This window comes from Geobacillus thermopakistaniensis, assembly GCF_000498995.1.
Lineage (GTDB): Bacteria > Bacillota > Bacilli > Bacillales > Anoxybacillaceae > Geobacillus > Geobacillus thermoleovorans.
The window spans coordinates 1-16309 of sequence record NZ_AYSF01000093.1 but is presented as its reverse complement, the minus strand read 5'-3'; the positions used below and the strand labels follow the sequence as shown (position 1 = coordinate 16309).

Below are 16309 nucleotides of genomic sequence, written 5' to 3'. Positions count from 1 at the left end.
TGGCTGTCGTTTCCTGTTTCAAGGCGTCGACGATATCGTCTTTTAAGCGGGCCGCCAACTGCTCGGCTATGTATGGCATCCCTTGATGCAGCAGGCGGGGCACATCGATGATTTCCCCTTCCATGACGGCTGTTTCCACTTGAGCGGCTGTCTCGTTGGCTCGCTCTGCCGGTTGTCCGTCCATTTGCCTGATCATTTCAGCCACTTCGCGCGGATGGCGGCCGTCCTCAAGCCAAGTGCGGATATGGCGAAACCGGTCGATCAGCTCGTCGGTGTACATGCGTGCCCCCTCGGTTGTGCGTGGGACGGCAATCGATCCGGCGAACTGCTTTTCCCATTGTTTCAAATCGCGGGCGGTGACCCCGATTTTTTTCGCTGCTTCGCGGAGTGTATAGGTTTTCATCGCATTTCCTCATCCTTTCTCGTCTTTTGGCATTGATTTGCGTTATGTTTTATTTTCCTACTCGGTCGTTGATTTTCCTGCCGCTTGACAAAACATAACAAAAGAAGTGGAAGTTAGCAAAAAAACAACAACTATTGTCGAAAAATGAAGAAGGTCATCGAAAGATGTTGACAAACTTGTATATACAAGATAAAATGAATTCAGGTTGTATATACAAGTTTGTTTGCAACCGGTTGCTGAAAGCGATTTAACGCTATAGCGGTCGTTGTTAAGGAAAGAAAAGGGAGGCGTTCATCATGGGGGCATACCAACAAGCAGCCGCGCAAATCGTTGAAGCCATCGGCGGCAAAGAAAACATCGTCGCCGCCACGCATTGTGTGACGCGGCTTCGGTTTGCGCTCAAAGAGGAAGGAAAAGTCAATAAGGAAGCGCTTGAGCGCATCGATGTCGTCAAAGGGTCGTTTTCGGCAAACGGCCAGTTTCAAGTCGTCATCGGCCAAGGGCTTGTCGATAAAGTGTATGACGACCTCATCGAGCTGACGGGCATCGGCCGGGCGACAAAGCAGGAGATTAAAGACGCTGCGGAAGCGAAGCTCAATCCGCTGCAACGCGCGATTAAGACGCTGGCTGATATTTTCATTCCCATCTTGCCGGCAATCGTGACGGCCGGTTTGTTAATGGGGATTAACAACGTCTTGACAGGCCCAGGCATTTTTTACGAAGGGAAATCGTTTGTCGAGGTGCACAAAGAATGGGCCGATTTGGCGAACATGATCAACTTGATCGCCAATACGGCGTTCGTCTTCCTGCCCGGTTTGATCGGCTGGTCGGCGGTGACGAAATTCGGCGGCAGCCCGCTCTTAGGGATTGTCCTTGGTTTGATGCTCGTCCACCCAGATTTGCTCAACGCTTGGGGCTGGGGAGCGGCGAAAGAAAAAGGAGAGATTCCGGTTTGGAACTTGTTCGGCTTTGAAGTGCAAAAAGTCGGCTACCAAGGACAAGTGCTGCCGGTGCTGGTGGCTTCCTACGTGCTGGCGAAGCTGGAGCTGTTTTTGCGCAAGCGCATTCCGGATGCGTTTCAGCTGTTGCTTGTCGCGCCGCTTGCGTTGCTCATTACGGGCTTTTTGGCGTTCATCGCCATTGGGCCGATCACATTTGCGATCGGCAATGCCATTACCCACTTGTTTGTCACGATTTTTGACACGGTTCCGGCTCTTGGAGGATTGTTGTATGGAGCGTTGTATGCGCCGCTTGTCGTCACCGGGATGCACCATACGTTCTTGCCGGTTGACTTGCAGCTGATTGCCAATACCGGTGGCACGTTCCTTTGGCCGATTTTGGTCATGTCAAACATCGCCCAAGGTTCGGCAGCGTTGGCGATGATGTTTGTCGCGAAGGAGGAAAAGCTGCGCGGTTTGTCGTTTACGTCGGCTGTTTCCGCGTATTTAGGCATCACGGAACCGGCGATGTTCGGGGTCAACTTGCGCTTTCGCTTCCCGTTTATCGCAGCGATGACAGGGGCGGCAATCGCCGGCATGTTTATTACGCTCAATAAAGTCATCGCTCCGTCGATCGGCGTCGGCGGCCTGCCGGGTTTCTTGTCGATCGTGCCGCAAAAGTGGACGCCGTTCTTTATCGGCATGGCGATCGCGATTGCGGTGCCGTTTGCGCTGACGTTTGTCTTTGGGAAAGTGCGTAAAGCCGCCCGCTCATGATTGCCGTGTGTGGAAGCAAGAGAACGATGTGCGAAATCATTTATTTCCCGCCCGTACCATTGGCCGCCGATGCCAATGGTATGTTTTTTATCCCGACGAACGAGGTGAAGAGAGATGTCAACAACCCCTTGGTGGAAAAAAGCGGTCGTTTATCAAATTTATCCGAAAAGCTTCTACGATACGAATGGAGACGGCATTGGCGATTTGCCGGGCGTGATCGAGAAGCTCGATTATTTACAAAAATTGGGTGTCGATGTCATTTGGCTGACGCCGATCTACGCGTCGCCGCAGCGCGACAACGGTTATGACATCAGCGATTATTTCCGCATCCATCACGAATACGGAACGATGGACGATTTTGACCGTCTGCTTCACGAAGTGCATGCGCGCGGCATGAAGCTGGTGATGGACATGGTCGTCAACCATACCTCAACCGACCATGAATGGTTTCAGCAGGCGCGCTCCTCGAAAACGAACCCATACCGCTCGTTTTACATTTGGCGCGACCCGAAGCCGGACGGCGGAGCGCCGAACAACTGGCAATCGAAATTCGGCGGCTCGGCGTGGGAATACGACGAACAAACCGGCCAATATTACTTGCATTTGTTCGATGTGACACAAGCGGACTTGAACTGGGAAAACGAAGAGCTGCGCCGCCGCATTTATGACATGATGCATTTTTGGCTCAAAAAAGGAGTGGACGGCTTTCGGCTTGACGTCATCAACTTGTTGTCAAAAGACCAGCGCTTCCCGGATGATGACGGTTCGGTGCCGCCGGGGGACGGGCGCCGCTTTTATACGGACGGACCGCGCATTCATGAGTTTTTGCAAGAGATGAACCGCGAAGTGTTTTCGAAATATGACGTCATGACGGTCGGGGAAATGTCGTCGACGACGATCGATCATTGCATCCGCTACACGAACCCGGAAAACCACGAGCTCAATATGACGTTTAACTTTCACCACTTGAAGGTCGATTACCCGAACGGAGAAAAATGGGCAGTCGCCCCATTTGATTTCCTTGCCTTAAAACGCATTTTGTCCGAATGGCAAGTCCGGATGTATGAAGGCGGCGGCTGGAATGCGCTCTTTTGGTGCAACCACGATCAGCCGCGCATCGTGTCGCGCTATGGCGATGACGGGACGTATTGGAAAGAGTCAGCGAAAATGCTGGCGACGACGATCCATTTGATGCAAGGGACGCCCTATATTTACCAAGGCGAAGAAATCGGCATGACCGATCCGAAATTCACCGATATTCGCGACTACCGCGACGTTGAGTCGCTCAACATGTATCGGATTTTGCGAGAACAAGGCAAAAGCGAGCAGGAAGTGCTTGAGATTTTGCAGCGAAAATCGCGCGACAACTCACGCACGCCGATGCAATGGGACGACAGCCCGCATGCTGGTTTCACGTCCGGGACGCCGTGGATTCGCGTCGCCGACAACTACCGACGCATTAACGTGAAACAGGCGCTCGCCGACCGCGACTCGATTTTCTACCACTATAAGCGGCTCATTGAGCTGCGCAAACAGTATGATCTCATTACGACCGGGCGCTATGAGCTGCTGCTTGCGGACGATCCGCATATTTTCGCCTATATGCGTCATGGCGATGGAGAAAAGCTGCTTGTTGTCAACAATTTTTATCCAATCGAAACGACGTTCACGCTGCCGAAAGAAGCAGGAGCCGATGGCTATACGGGAGAACTGCTGCTTGCCAATTATTCGGACGCGCCGGCCGATTTTCGCCGCATGCAGCTGCGCCCATACGAATCGGTTGTTTATCTTTTGCGCCGGCCGTGATACAATACAAGCGGTGATTCTTATGCATGAAAACAAATATTTAACCATTTACCATGACCTCATTTCCCGCATCCGCCGCGGAGAATGGAAGGCGTACGACAAGCTGCCATCGGAACACGAGCTGGCCGCCCGGTATGAGACATCGCGCGAGACGATTCGCAAAGCGCTCCATTTGTTGTCCGAGCACGGCTATATCCAAAAAATGAAAGGAAAAGGATCTATCGTCCTTGACGTCGGCAAATATGACTTTCCCGTATCCGGATTGGTCAGCTTTAAAGAACTGGCGCAGACGATGAAGCAGCCGGTGCGGACGATCGTGCATGAACTGGCGATCATCAAGCCGGATCGCGAGCTCAGGCAGCATCTGCGCGCCTCAGGCAAAGACGAAGTGTGGAAAGTCGTGCGCGTCCGGGAAATCGGCGGAGAGCGGATTATTTTGGATAAAGACTTTTTTCTGAAAAAGCATGTGCCGCTATTGACCAAAGAAATTTGCGAAGACTCGATCTATGAATACTTGGAAACGAAGCTGCATTTGCCGATCAGCTTTGCGAAAAAAGAAATATCGGTCGACGAAGCGACGGACGAAGACCGGCGCTATTTGGATTTGCATGGCGATGACCGCGTCGTTGTCGTCAAAAACTATGTGTATTTAAGCGATGCTGCATTGTTTCAATACACGGAATCGCGTCACCGGCTCGACAAGTTCCGATTTGTCGATTTTGCGCGCCGGAAATGACAACGCCTTCTGTGCCCCAGGTTGTTTGGGAGTCAGCCCGGGGCGGATGGAAATGTGGGCCACGCTGCAAACTGCAGCGCGGCTTTTTTTGTTTGCGCGGGCAACATAAATTTTATAAATAAAACTATGTTCTAAATCATCAATGAAAATCATAAAAAAACTGCATTATGGCTATCCTTCTTGGTAACAACATCATCGCAAAGGAGGCGCCGACGTGGAAGGAACATGGTGGTCGCTGTTGCCTTTTCTGCTCATCATTCCGTTGGCGGTATGGCTGAAAGAAATTTTGCCCGGCCTCGTGGCCGGATTGCTCGTCGGAGCGTTTTGCCTTGAGTGGTCGGCTGTCGGCGCGATTGAGCGCGCTGTTTCCGCTGTTCTTCACGCCCTGACCGATCCGGAGCATATGAAGGTGGCCGCGTTTTTGTATTTGTTCGGTTCGCTTGTCGGCATGATGCAAATTACCGGCGGGATCAAAGGGTTTGTCGAGAGACTCTCCGGCCGCATCCGCTCGAAGCGGGGGATTTTGTTGTTCGTTTGGCTGACGGTGCCGGTGACGTTTTTTATGCCGATGTTTCGCATTATGCTCCTTGGACCAGTGATGAAAGCGGTCCTTCGCCAGTTTCGCATCGACCGCCGCCGCATGGCGTACATGATCGACGTCTCGACCGAGCCGATCATCGTGCTTTTGCCAGCGGCGACAGCGTTCGTCGGCTTTATGACTTCTGTTGTCGCCGCGGCGCTTGAGCAAAACGACATTCACGAATCGCCGTATGACGTGTTTTTGCGCAGCCTGCCGTACAACTTGTTTGCGATTGTCGCTCTGGCCGTCGGGGTGTTGACGACGATGTTGAACATCCGGATCGGCAAACCGCGGGCGAAAAAAGGAGAAGGGGAAACGAATACACTGCACGGGCTCGGATTGCGCAAGGAGCTGGCGCTGATCAACGGGGAGCCGTTGCACTTGTTTGTCCCGCTGGCGCTGTTAATCGCGCTGACGTTTGCCTTTTTCGTGTACGACGGGAGGAAACGCGGGGCAGAGAATTGGTGGGAGGCGTTTTCCGCGGCCGATGCGACATGGGCGATGCTGTTGGCGCTGTTTGTGACCATCCTTTTGTCGATGATGTTTTATTTGTGGCGCCGACAATCGCTCTCAGAGTTGACGTACCACTTTTTTGCCGGAGGAAACGAGCTGATGGCGCCGATCGGCATGCTCGTTCTCGTATGGGCGGTCTCGGCGGTGGCGGGGGAACTCGGATTTGCGGAGTACGTGTCGTCGACGTTCGGCACATGGCTGCCGGGGGCATTCGTGCCAGCGGCCGTGTTTTTGGTCGGATCGTTTTTATCATACTTTATCGGTTCTTCATGGGGAACGTGGGGCATTTTGATGCCGCTTGGCGTCACGCTTTCCCATGCGACCGGGGCGCCGCTCGAGGTGACAGTCGGCGCCGTGTTTGCGAGCGGGACGTTTGGCGCCTTTGCTTCGCCGCTTGGCGATACGACGATTACAACGGCAGCCATTATGGATATGGACTTGATGAGCTATGTTTTCGGCTTGTTTTTTGTCCGCGTTANAGCCTAATTTTAAAAGCAAGCCGAAAAATGAGCTATGCGAAATACAAATTGCGCCTCTCTCTCCTTTGCGCCGGCGTGTCGCTTGCAGGATACGTTCTTTTGCCGCTTTGGGCCGGTTGACCGCAGACGCCCCGTCTGCCCTCGCCGGGCTTTTTTATCTACCCTGAAAATGTCAAAACTATATAGGTTCCAATTGTTCGTTACCATTTGCACTTCGATACATGCGGATGCAATCTAATGTGTCAGGCAATCGGCGAAGTGTAAACCAAAAATTCAACTTAATTGAAAGAGATTTTCATCCTTTCGTGCAACGTACTGGATTCGCGACAATATTTCATGTCACAAACAATGTTCTAAATAATCAATAACCCAAAAAAACAATTGCATATCCCAATCAATCGGAGTATGATAAAAACAACATACTGACTAGTTGGTAGCTGCAAATCAAACTTGCTCCCGCCCCATGCTCACCCAAACGAATATTGTGGGCGAAAGGGGCAAAAAAAGGCAAGAAAGGAAGAGGGAGAAATGAAGACGCACATCATTACCGTCAATCCACGCTTTTGTGAAACTGATGCGCTCGGACATTTAAGCAACATTAGCTATTTTATTTATTTAGAAGAAGCGCGCACCCGCCTGTTTGATGAATTGCGTTACGGCGGGCGAACAGACGACTGGCATTTTATTTTAGCTTCCACCAAGTGCGATTTTATCAACCAAGGATTCTTCGGACGACGATTGCGCGTGGAAACCAATGTCTCCCGGATCGGCAATAAAAGCTTTCAATGCATTCATCGCATCATGGAAGAGGAAACAGGAAGACTGATCGCCATCGGAGAGGCAGCGGTCGTCCATTTTAATTTCCAAACCCAAACGAGCGAACCATTGCCCGATGACTTGCGGACCATGCTTGCCGAATACCTTGCGCCGTCCGTGGGGGAAACGATTTCGCCGTTATCGTGCAAAAAAAAGGAGTAAAAAAGGGAGTGGAATATCATCCGCCTGTACGGCGGATTTTTCATTTTCAACTTTCCCACGTTTTTTGGACCGAACCACCGAAGGCGACATACTTTGTAAATAGACGAAATGGCGGAAAGGGGGAATCAACATGGCCATTCACGCTGTGATCGGCAATGCGGTGTATACATGCCGCGGAGAGCTTGAGACGTATTTTCAGCCGTTTCGCGATGGAACGATCGGCCGCTTTCATCCGTTTTCTACGCCGTTTGGCAAACAGCGGCTTATTTACGCCGACTGGACGGCAAGCGGGCGGCTGTACCGGCCGATTGAAGAGAAGCTGACGCATGAGCTCGGTCCATTTGTCGGCAACACGCATACGGAATCGAATGTGACCGGAACGAAAACGACGCTTGCCTATCGCTATGCAAAAGAAATCATCAAACAGCACGTTCATGCCGGGAAAAACGATGTCTTGATCATGCAAGGCGCCGGGACCACAAGCGCCGTCAACAAGCTGCAGCGTCTGCTTGGCTTGCGCGTACCGGAACGGTGGAAGCGCCGCTTGTCCCTTCATGATGAGGAGCGGCCAGTCGTTTTTGTCACCCATATGGAGCACCATTCAAATTTATTGCCATGGGTGGAAACCATCGCGGAAGTCGTGGCGGTCCGGCCGACAGAGAACGGGGATGTCGATCTTGACCATTTGCGCGAGCTGCTGGAGCGCTACCGAGATCGGCCGCAAAAAATCGGTGCATTTACTGCTTGCTCGAACGTCACGGGGTTGGAAACCCCATATCATAAGCTGGCGAAAATCATGCACGAGCATGGCGGCCTTTGCTTTGTTGATTTTGCTGCTTCCGCTCCGTACGTCCGCATCGATATGCATCCGGACGACCCAATGGAGCAGCTTGATGCCATTTATTTCTCTCCCCATAAGTTTCTCGGGGGGCCGGGAAGCGCCGGCGTGCTCATCTTTGACAGCCGGCTTTATCATCAGCACGCTCCGGATCACCCCGGCGGCGGGACGGTGTACTGGACTGACCCGTGGGGGAACTATGAATACATCCAAGCCATTGAGGAACGCGAAGATGGCGGAACACCGCCGTTTTGGCAAACCATCAAGGCAGCGTTGGCCATCCAGCTGAAAGAACAAATGAACGTAAAACAGATGCGCGCCCGCGAAAAGGAACTTGTTTCCCTTCTTTTGCCGGCGCTAAAAAGCACTCCCGGCGTCCGCGTGCTTGAAGGACATCGGGACGACCGTCTTGGCATCATCTCATTTGTCATAGATGGATTGCATTACAACCTTGTTGTCAAACTGCTGAATGATCGCTTCGGCATTCAAGCGCGCGGCGGCTGTTCCTGCGCCGGACCATACGGCCACTATTTGCTTGGGATCGACAAGGAACAATCCGCTGCGCTGCTTCAAGAAGTCAAAAACGGCAATCCTCTTGCCAAACCAGGATGGGTGCGTCTGTCGCTCCATCCTACGATGACGAACGAAGAAGTGTATGCGATCATCCGCGCCGTCCGTCAAATCGCCCGCTATGGCCGCCGCTGGCAGGAGGAATACGAGTACGATGCTGGGAAAAATGAGTTCGTCCACCGTGACGATGATCGGTACATTCGGCATTTCTTTCTCTTTTAAGCTTCCGAGAGCAAGGACGGTCATTTTCCCGTGCGTTTTTGTTTTCAGTCCTAGCCAGAACTCGGTACAATAAAGGCATCTTGACCAAAAGAAGGGGAGAACCGATGAACGAATTGTACCATTTGCTTGTGCGGACCGATCGGGAGCAACAATTGTACAACCAAGCGCGCCGCCTTGCGGAACGATTTGTCCAACGGGCAGCGCATGATGACGAACAGGCAACGTTTCCATTTGCCGATTTTGCCGATTTAAAAGAGGCTGGATTCCTTTCCTTGACCGTCCCGACTGAATACGGCGGCCAAGGGGCATCGCTTTATGAGCTTGTGCTCGTGCAAGAAACGATCGCCCAAGGCTAAAAGGCAGCCGAAAANTTTTCGGCCGCCTTTTTTCTCATGCGTTTATTTTTGCTCCGCCGCTGGCCGGAGCCCGTTCTCGCCCGTTTGGCGAATGAAGTCGTTTGCCGCCACGCGCTCATCAACAGCGCCCACTCTGAACGGACAACTGGCAGCCCGGCGCGCGGCGGTAAACCGGAAACGACGGCCGTCTTTCGCCATGGCCGCTGGGTGCTTCGGGGGCGAAAGACATTTGCATCGTTAGCCCCTGCGCTCGATTACGTATTGATTTCCGCCACGATGGAAGACGGTCGGGTCGGTGAATTTCTCGTGCCGATGTCTGCTTCAGGCATCCGCATCGAGCCGACGTGGAACACGCTTGGCATGCGGGCGACGCGCAGCGATGATCTTGTTCTTGAAGAAGTCGAAGTCGACCAAGAGGCGCTCGTAGAGACGCTTGGAGAAGCGAACGAAGCCGCTCCGGCGCAAGGATGGCTGTTGCACGTGCCGGCTTGTTACTTAGGCATCGCCATTGCGGCGCGCAATGAGGCGCTTCGCTTTGCCAAGACGTACCAGCCTAATACCCTGCCTCACCCAATCGCCCTAACACCCGAAGTGCAGCGGAAAATCGCTGAAATGGAATGGCGCCTCACCCATGCGCGCCATTTCCTGTACGCGGTCGCCGACTTATGGGATCGCTATCCGGAAAAACGGATGGCGATGAAAGAGGAGTTGGCAACAGCCAAATTGGTCGCCACCAATACCGCGCTTGAAGTCGTCGATTGGGCGATGCGCATTGTCGGCGGACAAAGCTTGTTTGCTGACAATCCGCTTCAGCGGCATTACCGTGACGTCCGTGCTGGATTGCACAACCCGCCGGCGGATGACTTGACGTTTCAATGGCTTGCTAAGCGGGCACTGACCCACAACCCACCGGCGCAATGAAACAAGAAAGCGGGTGGAATAATAGAAAGATCACTCAAATGACACAAAAAAAGCTGTCCCCTCACAAAGCAGGGACAGCTTTTTCCATGCCAAGCCGTTATTCCACCTCAAGCGCCGAGCGCAAAAACTCGGGCAAGGCGAAACATTGACGAAAGACCGCATCATTGACGTATTTCGTGTCGTTTGGAATGGTTGTCTGCGCCGGAAAATCGAGCGGCCGTTTCGAGCCGATCGTAAAGCTCCACAGTCCGCCTGGATACGTCGGCACCACCGCGGTGTACACAAGCACATGCGGGAACAGTTCGCGAATATTGCGGTACGTCCGTTTCAAGATATCCAAGTGGAAAATCGGCGACTGGCTTTGGCAGACCATCAGCCCGTCTGCTTTCAACGCGCGATGGACGTTGGCGTAAAACTCCGGTGAAAACAAGGCTTCCGCCGGGCCGACTGGGTCAGACGAGTCGATCATAATGACGTCGTAGACGTTTTCTTTCTCTTGCACAAACACGACGCCATCATCATAAACAAACCGCACGCGCGGATCCGATAAGTTGCCGGAGACGGCTGGCAAATGCTCTTTGCACGCCCGGACGACTTTTTCGTCGATTTCCACCATATCGATGGCTTCAAGATGAGCGTATTTCGCCGTCTCACGAGCTGCGCCGCAGTCGCCGCCGCCGATGATGAGCACCCGCTTCGCTTCCGGATGAAACTGCAGCGGCACGTGCGAAATCATTTCGTTATAAATATGGCCGTCAATCGAGGTCGTTTGCACGACGCCATCGAGTACGAGCATGCGGCCAAAATCGTACGAATCCAAAATCATCACATGCTGGTACTCGGACGGCTCGGCAAAAATCACCTCTTTGATTCGATAGCTGATTTTTAAGTTGTCGCGATCATCTTCGGTGAGCCAAAGCTCTCCATTGTCCATATGCAAGTAAGGTGGCAAAGCGCTTCCTTCGTGTTTCATTGTGACCTCCTTTAGTCATGCAGATGTTTTCACACCTTTCTAATCTTAATATATTCTTCGTCTTGTGGCAAACAAAGGGGATGTGATCGGCCGGTGCCGGACGTATTCATCCCGCCGCCCATGTTTGACGACTGGTTTCGTTTTTCCAACTGATGATCGTTCTTGCCGCCACATCCCGCGCAAAGGCCGCCATCGGTTTCGCATCATCCCGCGTCTTCCTTCCGTAGAGCGATGCTTAGTGATCGTGTGCCTGCCAAACGCCAAAAAACTCTCCAGCTTATAGCCAGAAAGTTTTCTCAACCGCGCCGCTCTTTCAATAAAGAACGAAGCGACGCTCGGTCTTCAAGCAAATCGGCGAGCGTATACGCATCCAGCACACGCAAAAACGCCTCTAACGCCTCGTGAAGTGCGAAGCGAAGCCGACATACCGGCGTTAAGACGCACTCATTGCCGTGGGCGGCAAAACACTCGACAAGCGACAAGTTTTCCTCCGTTTCGCGAACAACCGCGCCGATGACAATCTCCGCGGGGCGTTTCGCAAGGCGGATTCCACCGTTGCGCCCACGGATCGTTTCAATGTAGCCGAGTTTGCCAAGCTCATAGACGATTTTGCTTAAATGATGCTCTGAAATGGAAAAGGCAGCGGCAATGTCTTTGATGTTTGTTTTTTCTTCTTCATCAAGCGCGCCTAAAAACAAGAGGACGCGCAAGGCGTATTCCGTATAGTTCGTCAACTGCATCGTGATTCACAACCTTTAAGCGACATTCTTGATCCCATTGTACCACACCTGATTCGAACGGAGAATTGTGAACAATTTATTAAAGATGTATTTGAAATATTGTTTTTTCGCAGTGATCATGGTTGAATAAAAGATGTATTAAAAATACATGTTTTACAAGGGGATGAAATCATGACAACGACAACGAAATTGCATCCAAAAACGATTGAAATTGTGAAATCAACGGTGCCTGTCTTGGAAACACATGGCGAACAAATTACGAAGCGGTTTTATGAACTCATGTTTTCCAATCATCCGGAACTGCTCCATATTTTCAACCACGCCAACCAAAAGCAAGGGCGGCAGCAACGCGCCTTGGCCGCAGCCGTGTATGCGGCAGCGCGCTATATCGACCAGCTTGATGCTATTTTGCCGGTTGTGCGGCAAATCGGCCATAAACACCGCAGCTTAGGAATCAAACCAGAACAATACCCGATCGTCGGAAAGCATTTGTTGCTGGCGATCAAAGACGTGCTCGGCGACGCCGCCACCGACGAAGTGATCACGGCTTGGGCGGAAGCATATGAAGCCATTGCGTCCGTTTTCATTCAAGTGGAAAAAGAGCTCTACGATGAGGCAGCGGCCAAACACGGAGGCTGGCGTGACTTTCGCCGATTTGTCGTCGTGAAAAAGGTGAAAGAAAGCGGCGTCATTACTTCGTTTTATTTGGAGCCGGAAGACGGCAAGGCCATCAGTGATTATTTGCCGGGTCAATACGTGAGCGTCAAACTGTCGATTCCGGGCGAGACGTATACGCATATTCGCCAATACAGCTTATCGGATGCACCTGGAAAAGGGTATTACCGCATCAGCGTCAAACGGGAAGCAGCTACAGCGGACAAGCCGGCCGGCATTGTTTCCAACTATTTGCATGATCATGTCCAAGAGGGCGACGTGCTCGAGCTTAGCGCTCCAGCCGGCGATTTTACGCTTGATTTGTCCAAAACGACGCCGGTTGTGTTCATCAGCGGCGGCGTCGGCATCACTCCGCTTTTGAGCATGGCGCATACGTTGGCCATCCGCCAACCGACCCGCCCAGCGGCGTTTTTGCATGCTGCTTTGAATGGCCGCGTGCACGCGTTTGATAAGGAGCTTCGGATGTTGGCGGAACGCCCGTCATTTTCTTACCGTATTTGTTACGAGTCGCCATCCGACGAGGATCGCCGCCATCCACATTTTGGCAAAGAAGGGCGGATCGACCTCGCATGGATGCAATCCGTGATCCCGACGAAAGACGCAGACTTTTATTTCTGCGGCCCGATGCCGTTTATGAAAACCGTCTATCGTGCCCTAAAACAATGGAGTGTGCCAGAGGAGCACATCCATTACGAATTTTTCGGCCCGGCCGGCGATTTGACGAAAGACTGAGAGAGGTTTTTCGCTTGCCAGGGGGATGACCCAAAAGGGTCATTTTTCTTAACAAAACACAACATATTGTTTCTTAATGATTGTTTCAAACCTATATACGGTAATAAGAAAGGGTGTCCCGATCCTTTTGGGACACCCTCTTTTGTTATCTTCCCTGTTGGCAAGTTCATGAATTTTTTGTATGATGAATTGCAAGAAAAGCAAGAAAAGGGAGAGACAACGCATGACGACATTTCGCCAACATCGCTGGCAATCATTTTTGCAAGGTTACGAGCAGCGCGCTCGAATCCTTATCTCCTGCCCAGATCGCCCGGGCATCGTCGCGGCAGTGACGTCGTTTCTGTACGAACAAGGGGCGAATATCGTTGAATCGAGCCAATATTCGACCGATCCTGAGGGAGGGACGTTTTTTCTCCGCTTGGAGTTCGACTGTCCAAACATCGCCGAGCGAAAAGAAGAGATCGAAGCGGTGTTTGCCCCGATCGCTGCTGAATTTGAGATGCGTTGGCAGCTTCGGCTGCACAACGACATTCGGCGAATCGCGATTTTTGTCTCCAAAGCCGAGCATTGTCTGCTTGAACTTCTTTGGCAATGGCAGGCGGGAGAGCTGATCGCCGACATCGCCCTTGTCATCAGCAACCACCCCGACTTGCGCGAGACGGTCGAGTCATTTGGCATCCCTTATGTGCATATTCCGGTGACGAAAGAAACGAAAGCGGACGCCGAAGCCGAACAAATCCGTCTGCTTCGCGACTATCAGATCGACACCATCGTGCTTGCCCGCTACATGCAAATTTTGTCGCCGGCGTTTGTCGCTGAATTCCCGGGACGGATCATCAACATCCACCACTCATTTTTGCCCGCCTTTATTGGCGCGCGTCCGTATGAGCGGGCGTATGAGCGCGGCGTCAAATTGATCGGCGCCACATCGCACTACGTCACCGACGATTTGGATGAAGGGCCGATCATTGAGCAGGACGTCGCCCGCGTGGACCACCGCCACCATCCGGACGACTTAAAGCGGATCGGCCGACTGATCGAAAAAACGGTGCTCGCCCGGGCGCTTCGGTGGCATTTGGAAGACCGGGTCATCATCCACGGAAACAAAACGATCGTGTTTTATTGAACCCAAGCGGGAGAGGATTTTTCCTTTCCCGCATGGTATAATGAAGACAAGCAGGATTTGGCCGCCCAAAGAGCGAAATTTCATCCGTAGGGAAGGAGGGAAAAAGCCTATGGGAGAAAAACGGACGCCCAGCGGTTTTCTGTTAAAACAACGTGCGTTTTTAAAATTGTATTTGATTACGCTCACCGAACAGGAGCGGCTCTACGGGCTGAAGCTGCTTGATGTATTGCGCCAAGAGTTCAAGCCGTTCGGCTACCGGCCGAACCACTCCGAAGTGTATAAGGCGCTGCACGATTTGATCGAAGACGGCATTTTAAAACAAGTGAAACAGAAAAAAGAGGGAATGAAGTACCAAGAAGTCGTCTACTATCGGTTCGCCGAGGGCGGACAGGAAAAGGCGAAGCTGTACAAACGCCAGCTCAAGGCGGAGCTTGATCGGTGCGCGGCGCTCATTCGCAAGGCGATTGAGGACAACTTCGGTTGAGAGCGCCTCGTTTTTTCTTTGTTATATTTACATAATATATTTATGGTCTAGTTCTTTTGTTTTGCGTCCCGCCGGGCGATCTAGTAGAATGAGAGGGGAAGATCGCCACAGAGAGGAAGTCAGAAGATGGGAACATGGCCGTTGACGGTCACGAAAGAAATGGAAAAGCGAAAAGAACTGTTCCGCCGCGATCCGGATCGCGCGTTGATTGGAGCGGGCGGGTACAAGGCGGCAGATGAGGCGATCGTGCACGATGCCGCCATTGCGCTCGCGCTTGGGAAAAACGTGCTCTTAAAAGGCCCGACCGGATCGGGAAAAACGCGGCTTGCTGAAACGTTGTCCGCTTTGTTTGGTCAACCGATGCACAGCATCAACTGTTCCGTGGACTTAGACGCCGAAGCATTGCTCGGTTTTAAGACGATCGTGCACAAAAACAGCCAGGCGGTGATCGAGTACGTGCCCGGACCAGTCATCCAGGCGATGACAAAAGGGCATTTGCTATATATTGACGAAATTAATATGGCGAAACCAGAGACGCTGCCGATTTTAAACAGCGTCCTTGACTACCGGCGGCGGCTCACGAATCCGCTCACCGGCGATCTCGTGCAGGCGAAACCGACATTTGGCGTCATCGCCGCGATCAATGAAGGCTATATTGGCACCGTACCGCTCAATGAGGCGCTCAAAAACCGGTTTGTCGTCATCAATGTGCCGTATGTGCAAGGAGAAACATTAAAATCGGTATTGTTGGCGCAAACTACATTAACGGATGAAACGTTGATCGATCGTTTCGTCGCCCTGTCGGCTGATCTGCTTGTGCAGGTGCGAAACGGACAAATCGCCGAGGAAGCGGCTTCGGTGCGCGCTTTGTTGGATGCGTGCGATTTGGCGGCGTACATGCCGCCATTGCGGGCCATTGAACGAAGCATCGTCGATAAGCTCGACGATGAACGGGAACGGGCCGCAGTGCGCAACATCGCTGAAACGTGGTTTGACGAATAGGAGGCTCGGCATGGAGCGGTTTATGATGTTCAATGACCGAACGGTCGACTCGAGTTTGGTCATGCAGCTTTCTGACCTCGCCCAAACGCTCATGCGCCGCCGCGACGTTGCCATCCAGTTCGCCGCCCATTCCGGCGTGCATTGTGTCAAGCCGGTCGTTTACGTCAGCCATTTTTGGGATGGGTATCCACCATTGGAGCGGGAAACGGCAATGAAAAGCGACGTCGGCTTGCGCATCATCGGCACGTATCGGCACACCGACCGATTGGCGGTTCGCGCCTTCCGACATGCGGTGGAATCCCGACCGCTCTCCAAGCTTTCCAAACAGCTGTTTACATTCGCTGAAGATCTTCGCTTGGAAGCTTTTCGGCCACCTTTTCCATTTCCTGTTCGCCGTTAATGTGGCGCAAATAGCCTTTTTGCTCGTAAAAATCGAGGAGCGGCTTCATTTGTTTCATAT

General features: G+C 52.4%; 13 protein-coding genes and 2 pseudogenes. 12 read left to right on the top strand and 3 right to left on the bottom strand.

What is annotated here, in order from left to right; all coding sequences use genetic code 11:
- The coding region (locus T260_RS123375) for a MerR family transcriptional regulator (protein ID WP_023634519.1) at positions 1-403 on the bottom strand (403 nt) is incomplete at its 3' end.
- A gap of 296 nt (positions 404-699) precedes the next feature.
- Between T260_RS123375 and treP the strand changes: the two genes are divergently transcribed.
- The 7 genes and pseudogenes from treP (at position 700) to T260_RS01000000138160 (ending at position 10117) form a co-directional block, all read left to right on the top strand.
- Positions 700-2118: a PTS system trehalose-specific EIIBC component gene (treP, locus tag T260_RS123380; RefSeq protein WP_023634518.1), complete on the top strand. Its 1419-nt coding sequence runs from the start codon at positions 700-702 to the stop codon at positions 2116-2118.
- A 114-nt stretch (positions 2119-2232) separates the two neighbouring features.
- Positions 2233-3924, top strand: coding sequence for an alpha,alpha-phosphotrehalase (gene treC, locus T260_RS123385; protein WP_023634517.1), 1692 nt, complete (start codon positions 2233-2235; stop codon positions 3922-3924).
- A gap of 22 nt (positions 3925-3946) precedes the next feature.
- Positions 3947-4660 (top strand): trehalose operon repressor, encoded by a 714-nt coding sequence (treR, locus tag T260_RS123390; protein WP_023634516.1) that lies wholly within the window; start codon positions 3947-3949, stop codon positions 4658-4660.
- Positions 4661-4874: 214 nt separating this feature from the next.
- Positions 4875-6352, top strand: a pseudogene (locus T260_RS02065) (Na+/H+ antiporter NhaC family protein).
- A 408-nt stretch (positions 6353-6760) separates the two neighbouring features.
- The gene (locus T260_RS123395; protein ID WP_011231235.1) at positions 6761-7210 is read left to right on the top strand and encodes an acyl-CoA thioesterase; all 450 of its coding nucleotides are present in this window, start codon (positions 6761-6763) and stop codon (positions 7208-7210) included.
- Between the two features lie 130 nt (positions 7211-7340).
- Complete coding sequence (locus T260_RS123400) at positions 7341-8840, top strand: aminotransferase class V-fold PLP-dependent enzyme (RefSeq protein WP_014195845.1); 1500 nt, start codon at positions 7341-7343, stop codon at positions 8838-8840.
- Between the two features lie 104 nt (positions 8841-8944).
- Positions 8945-10117: pseudogene (locus tag T260_RS01000000138160) on the top strand (acyl-CoA dehydrogenase family protein).
- A 97-nt stretch (positions 10118-10214) separates the two neighbouring features.
- Here the strand turns inward: T260_RS01000000138160 and speE are convergent.
- Positions 10215-11090 carry a polyamine aminopropyltransferase gene (gene speE, locus T260_RS123405; protein WP_011231232.1) on the bottom strand — a complete coding sequence of 292 codons (876 nt, stop codon included), beginning with the start codon at positions 11088-11090 and terminating at the stop codon, positions 10215-10217.
- 296 nt (positions 11091-11386) lie between these two features.
- On the bottom strand, positions 11387-11830 hold the full coding sequence (nsrR, locus tag T260_RS123410) for a nitric oxide-sensing transcriptional repressor NsrR (RefSeq protein WP_011231230.1): 444 nt from the start codon (positions 11828-11830) through the stop codon (positions 11387-11389).
- Between the two features lie 171 nt (positions 11831-12001).
- Between nsrR and hmpA the strand changes: the two genes are divergently transcribed.
- The 5 genes from hmpA to T260_RS123435 all read left to right on the top strand — a co-directional run bounded on the left by hmpA (position 12002) and on the right by T260_RS123435 (position 16249).
- On the top strand, positions 12002-13237 hold the full coding sequence (hmpA, locus tag T260_RS123415) for an NO-inducible flavohemoprotein (RefSeq protein WP_011231229.1): 1236 nt from the start codon (positions 12002-12004) through the stop codon (positions 13235-13237).
- Between the two features lie 223 nt (positions 13238-13460).
- Positions 13461-14363, top strand: coding sequence for a formyltetrahydrofolate deformylase (gene purU, locus T260_RS123420; protein ID WP_023634514.1), 903 nt, complete (start codon positions 13461-13463; stop codon positions 14361-14363).
- A gap of 109 nt (positions 14364-14472) precedes the next feature.
- The gene (locus tag T260_RS123425) at positions 14473-14847 is read left to right on the top strand and encodes a replication termination protein (protein WP_011231227.1); all 375 of its coding nucleotides are present in this window, start codon (positions 14473-14475) and stop codon (positions 14845-14847) included.
- Between the two features lie 159 nt (positions 14848-15006).
- A complete protein-coding gene (locus tag T260_RS123430; protein WP_369792898.1) occupies positions 15007-15849 on the top strand; it encodes an ATP-binding protein in 843 nt (280 codons plus the stop codon).
- A 10-nt stretch (positions 15850-15859) separates the two neighbouring features.
- On the top strand, positions 15860-16249 hold the full coding sequence (locus T260_RS123435; protein ID WP_023634513.1) for a hypothetical protein: 390 nt from the start codon (positions 15860-15862) through the stop codon (positions 16247-16249).
- Positions 16250-16309: the final 60 nt, after the last annotated feature.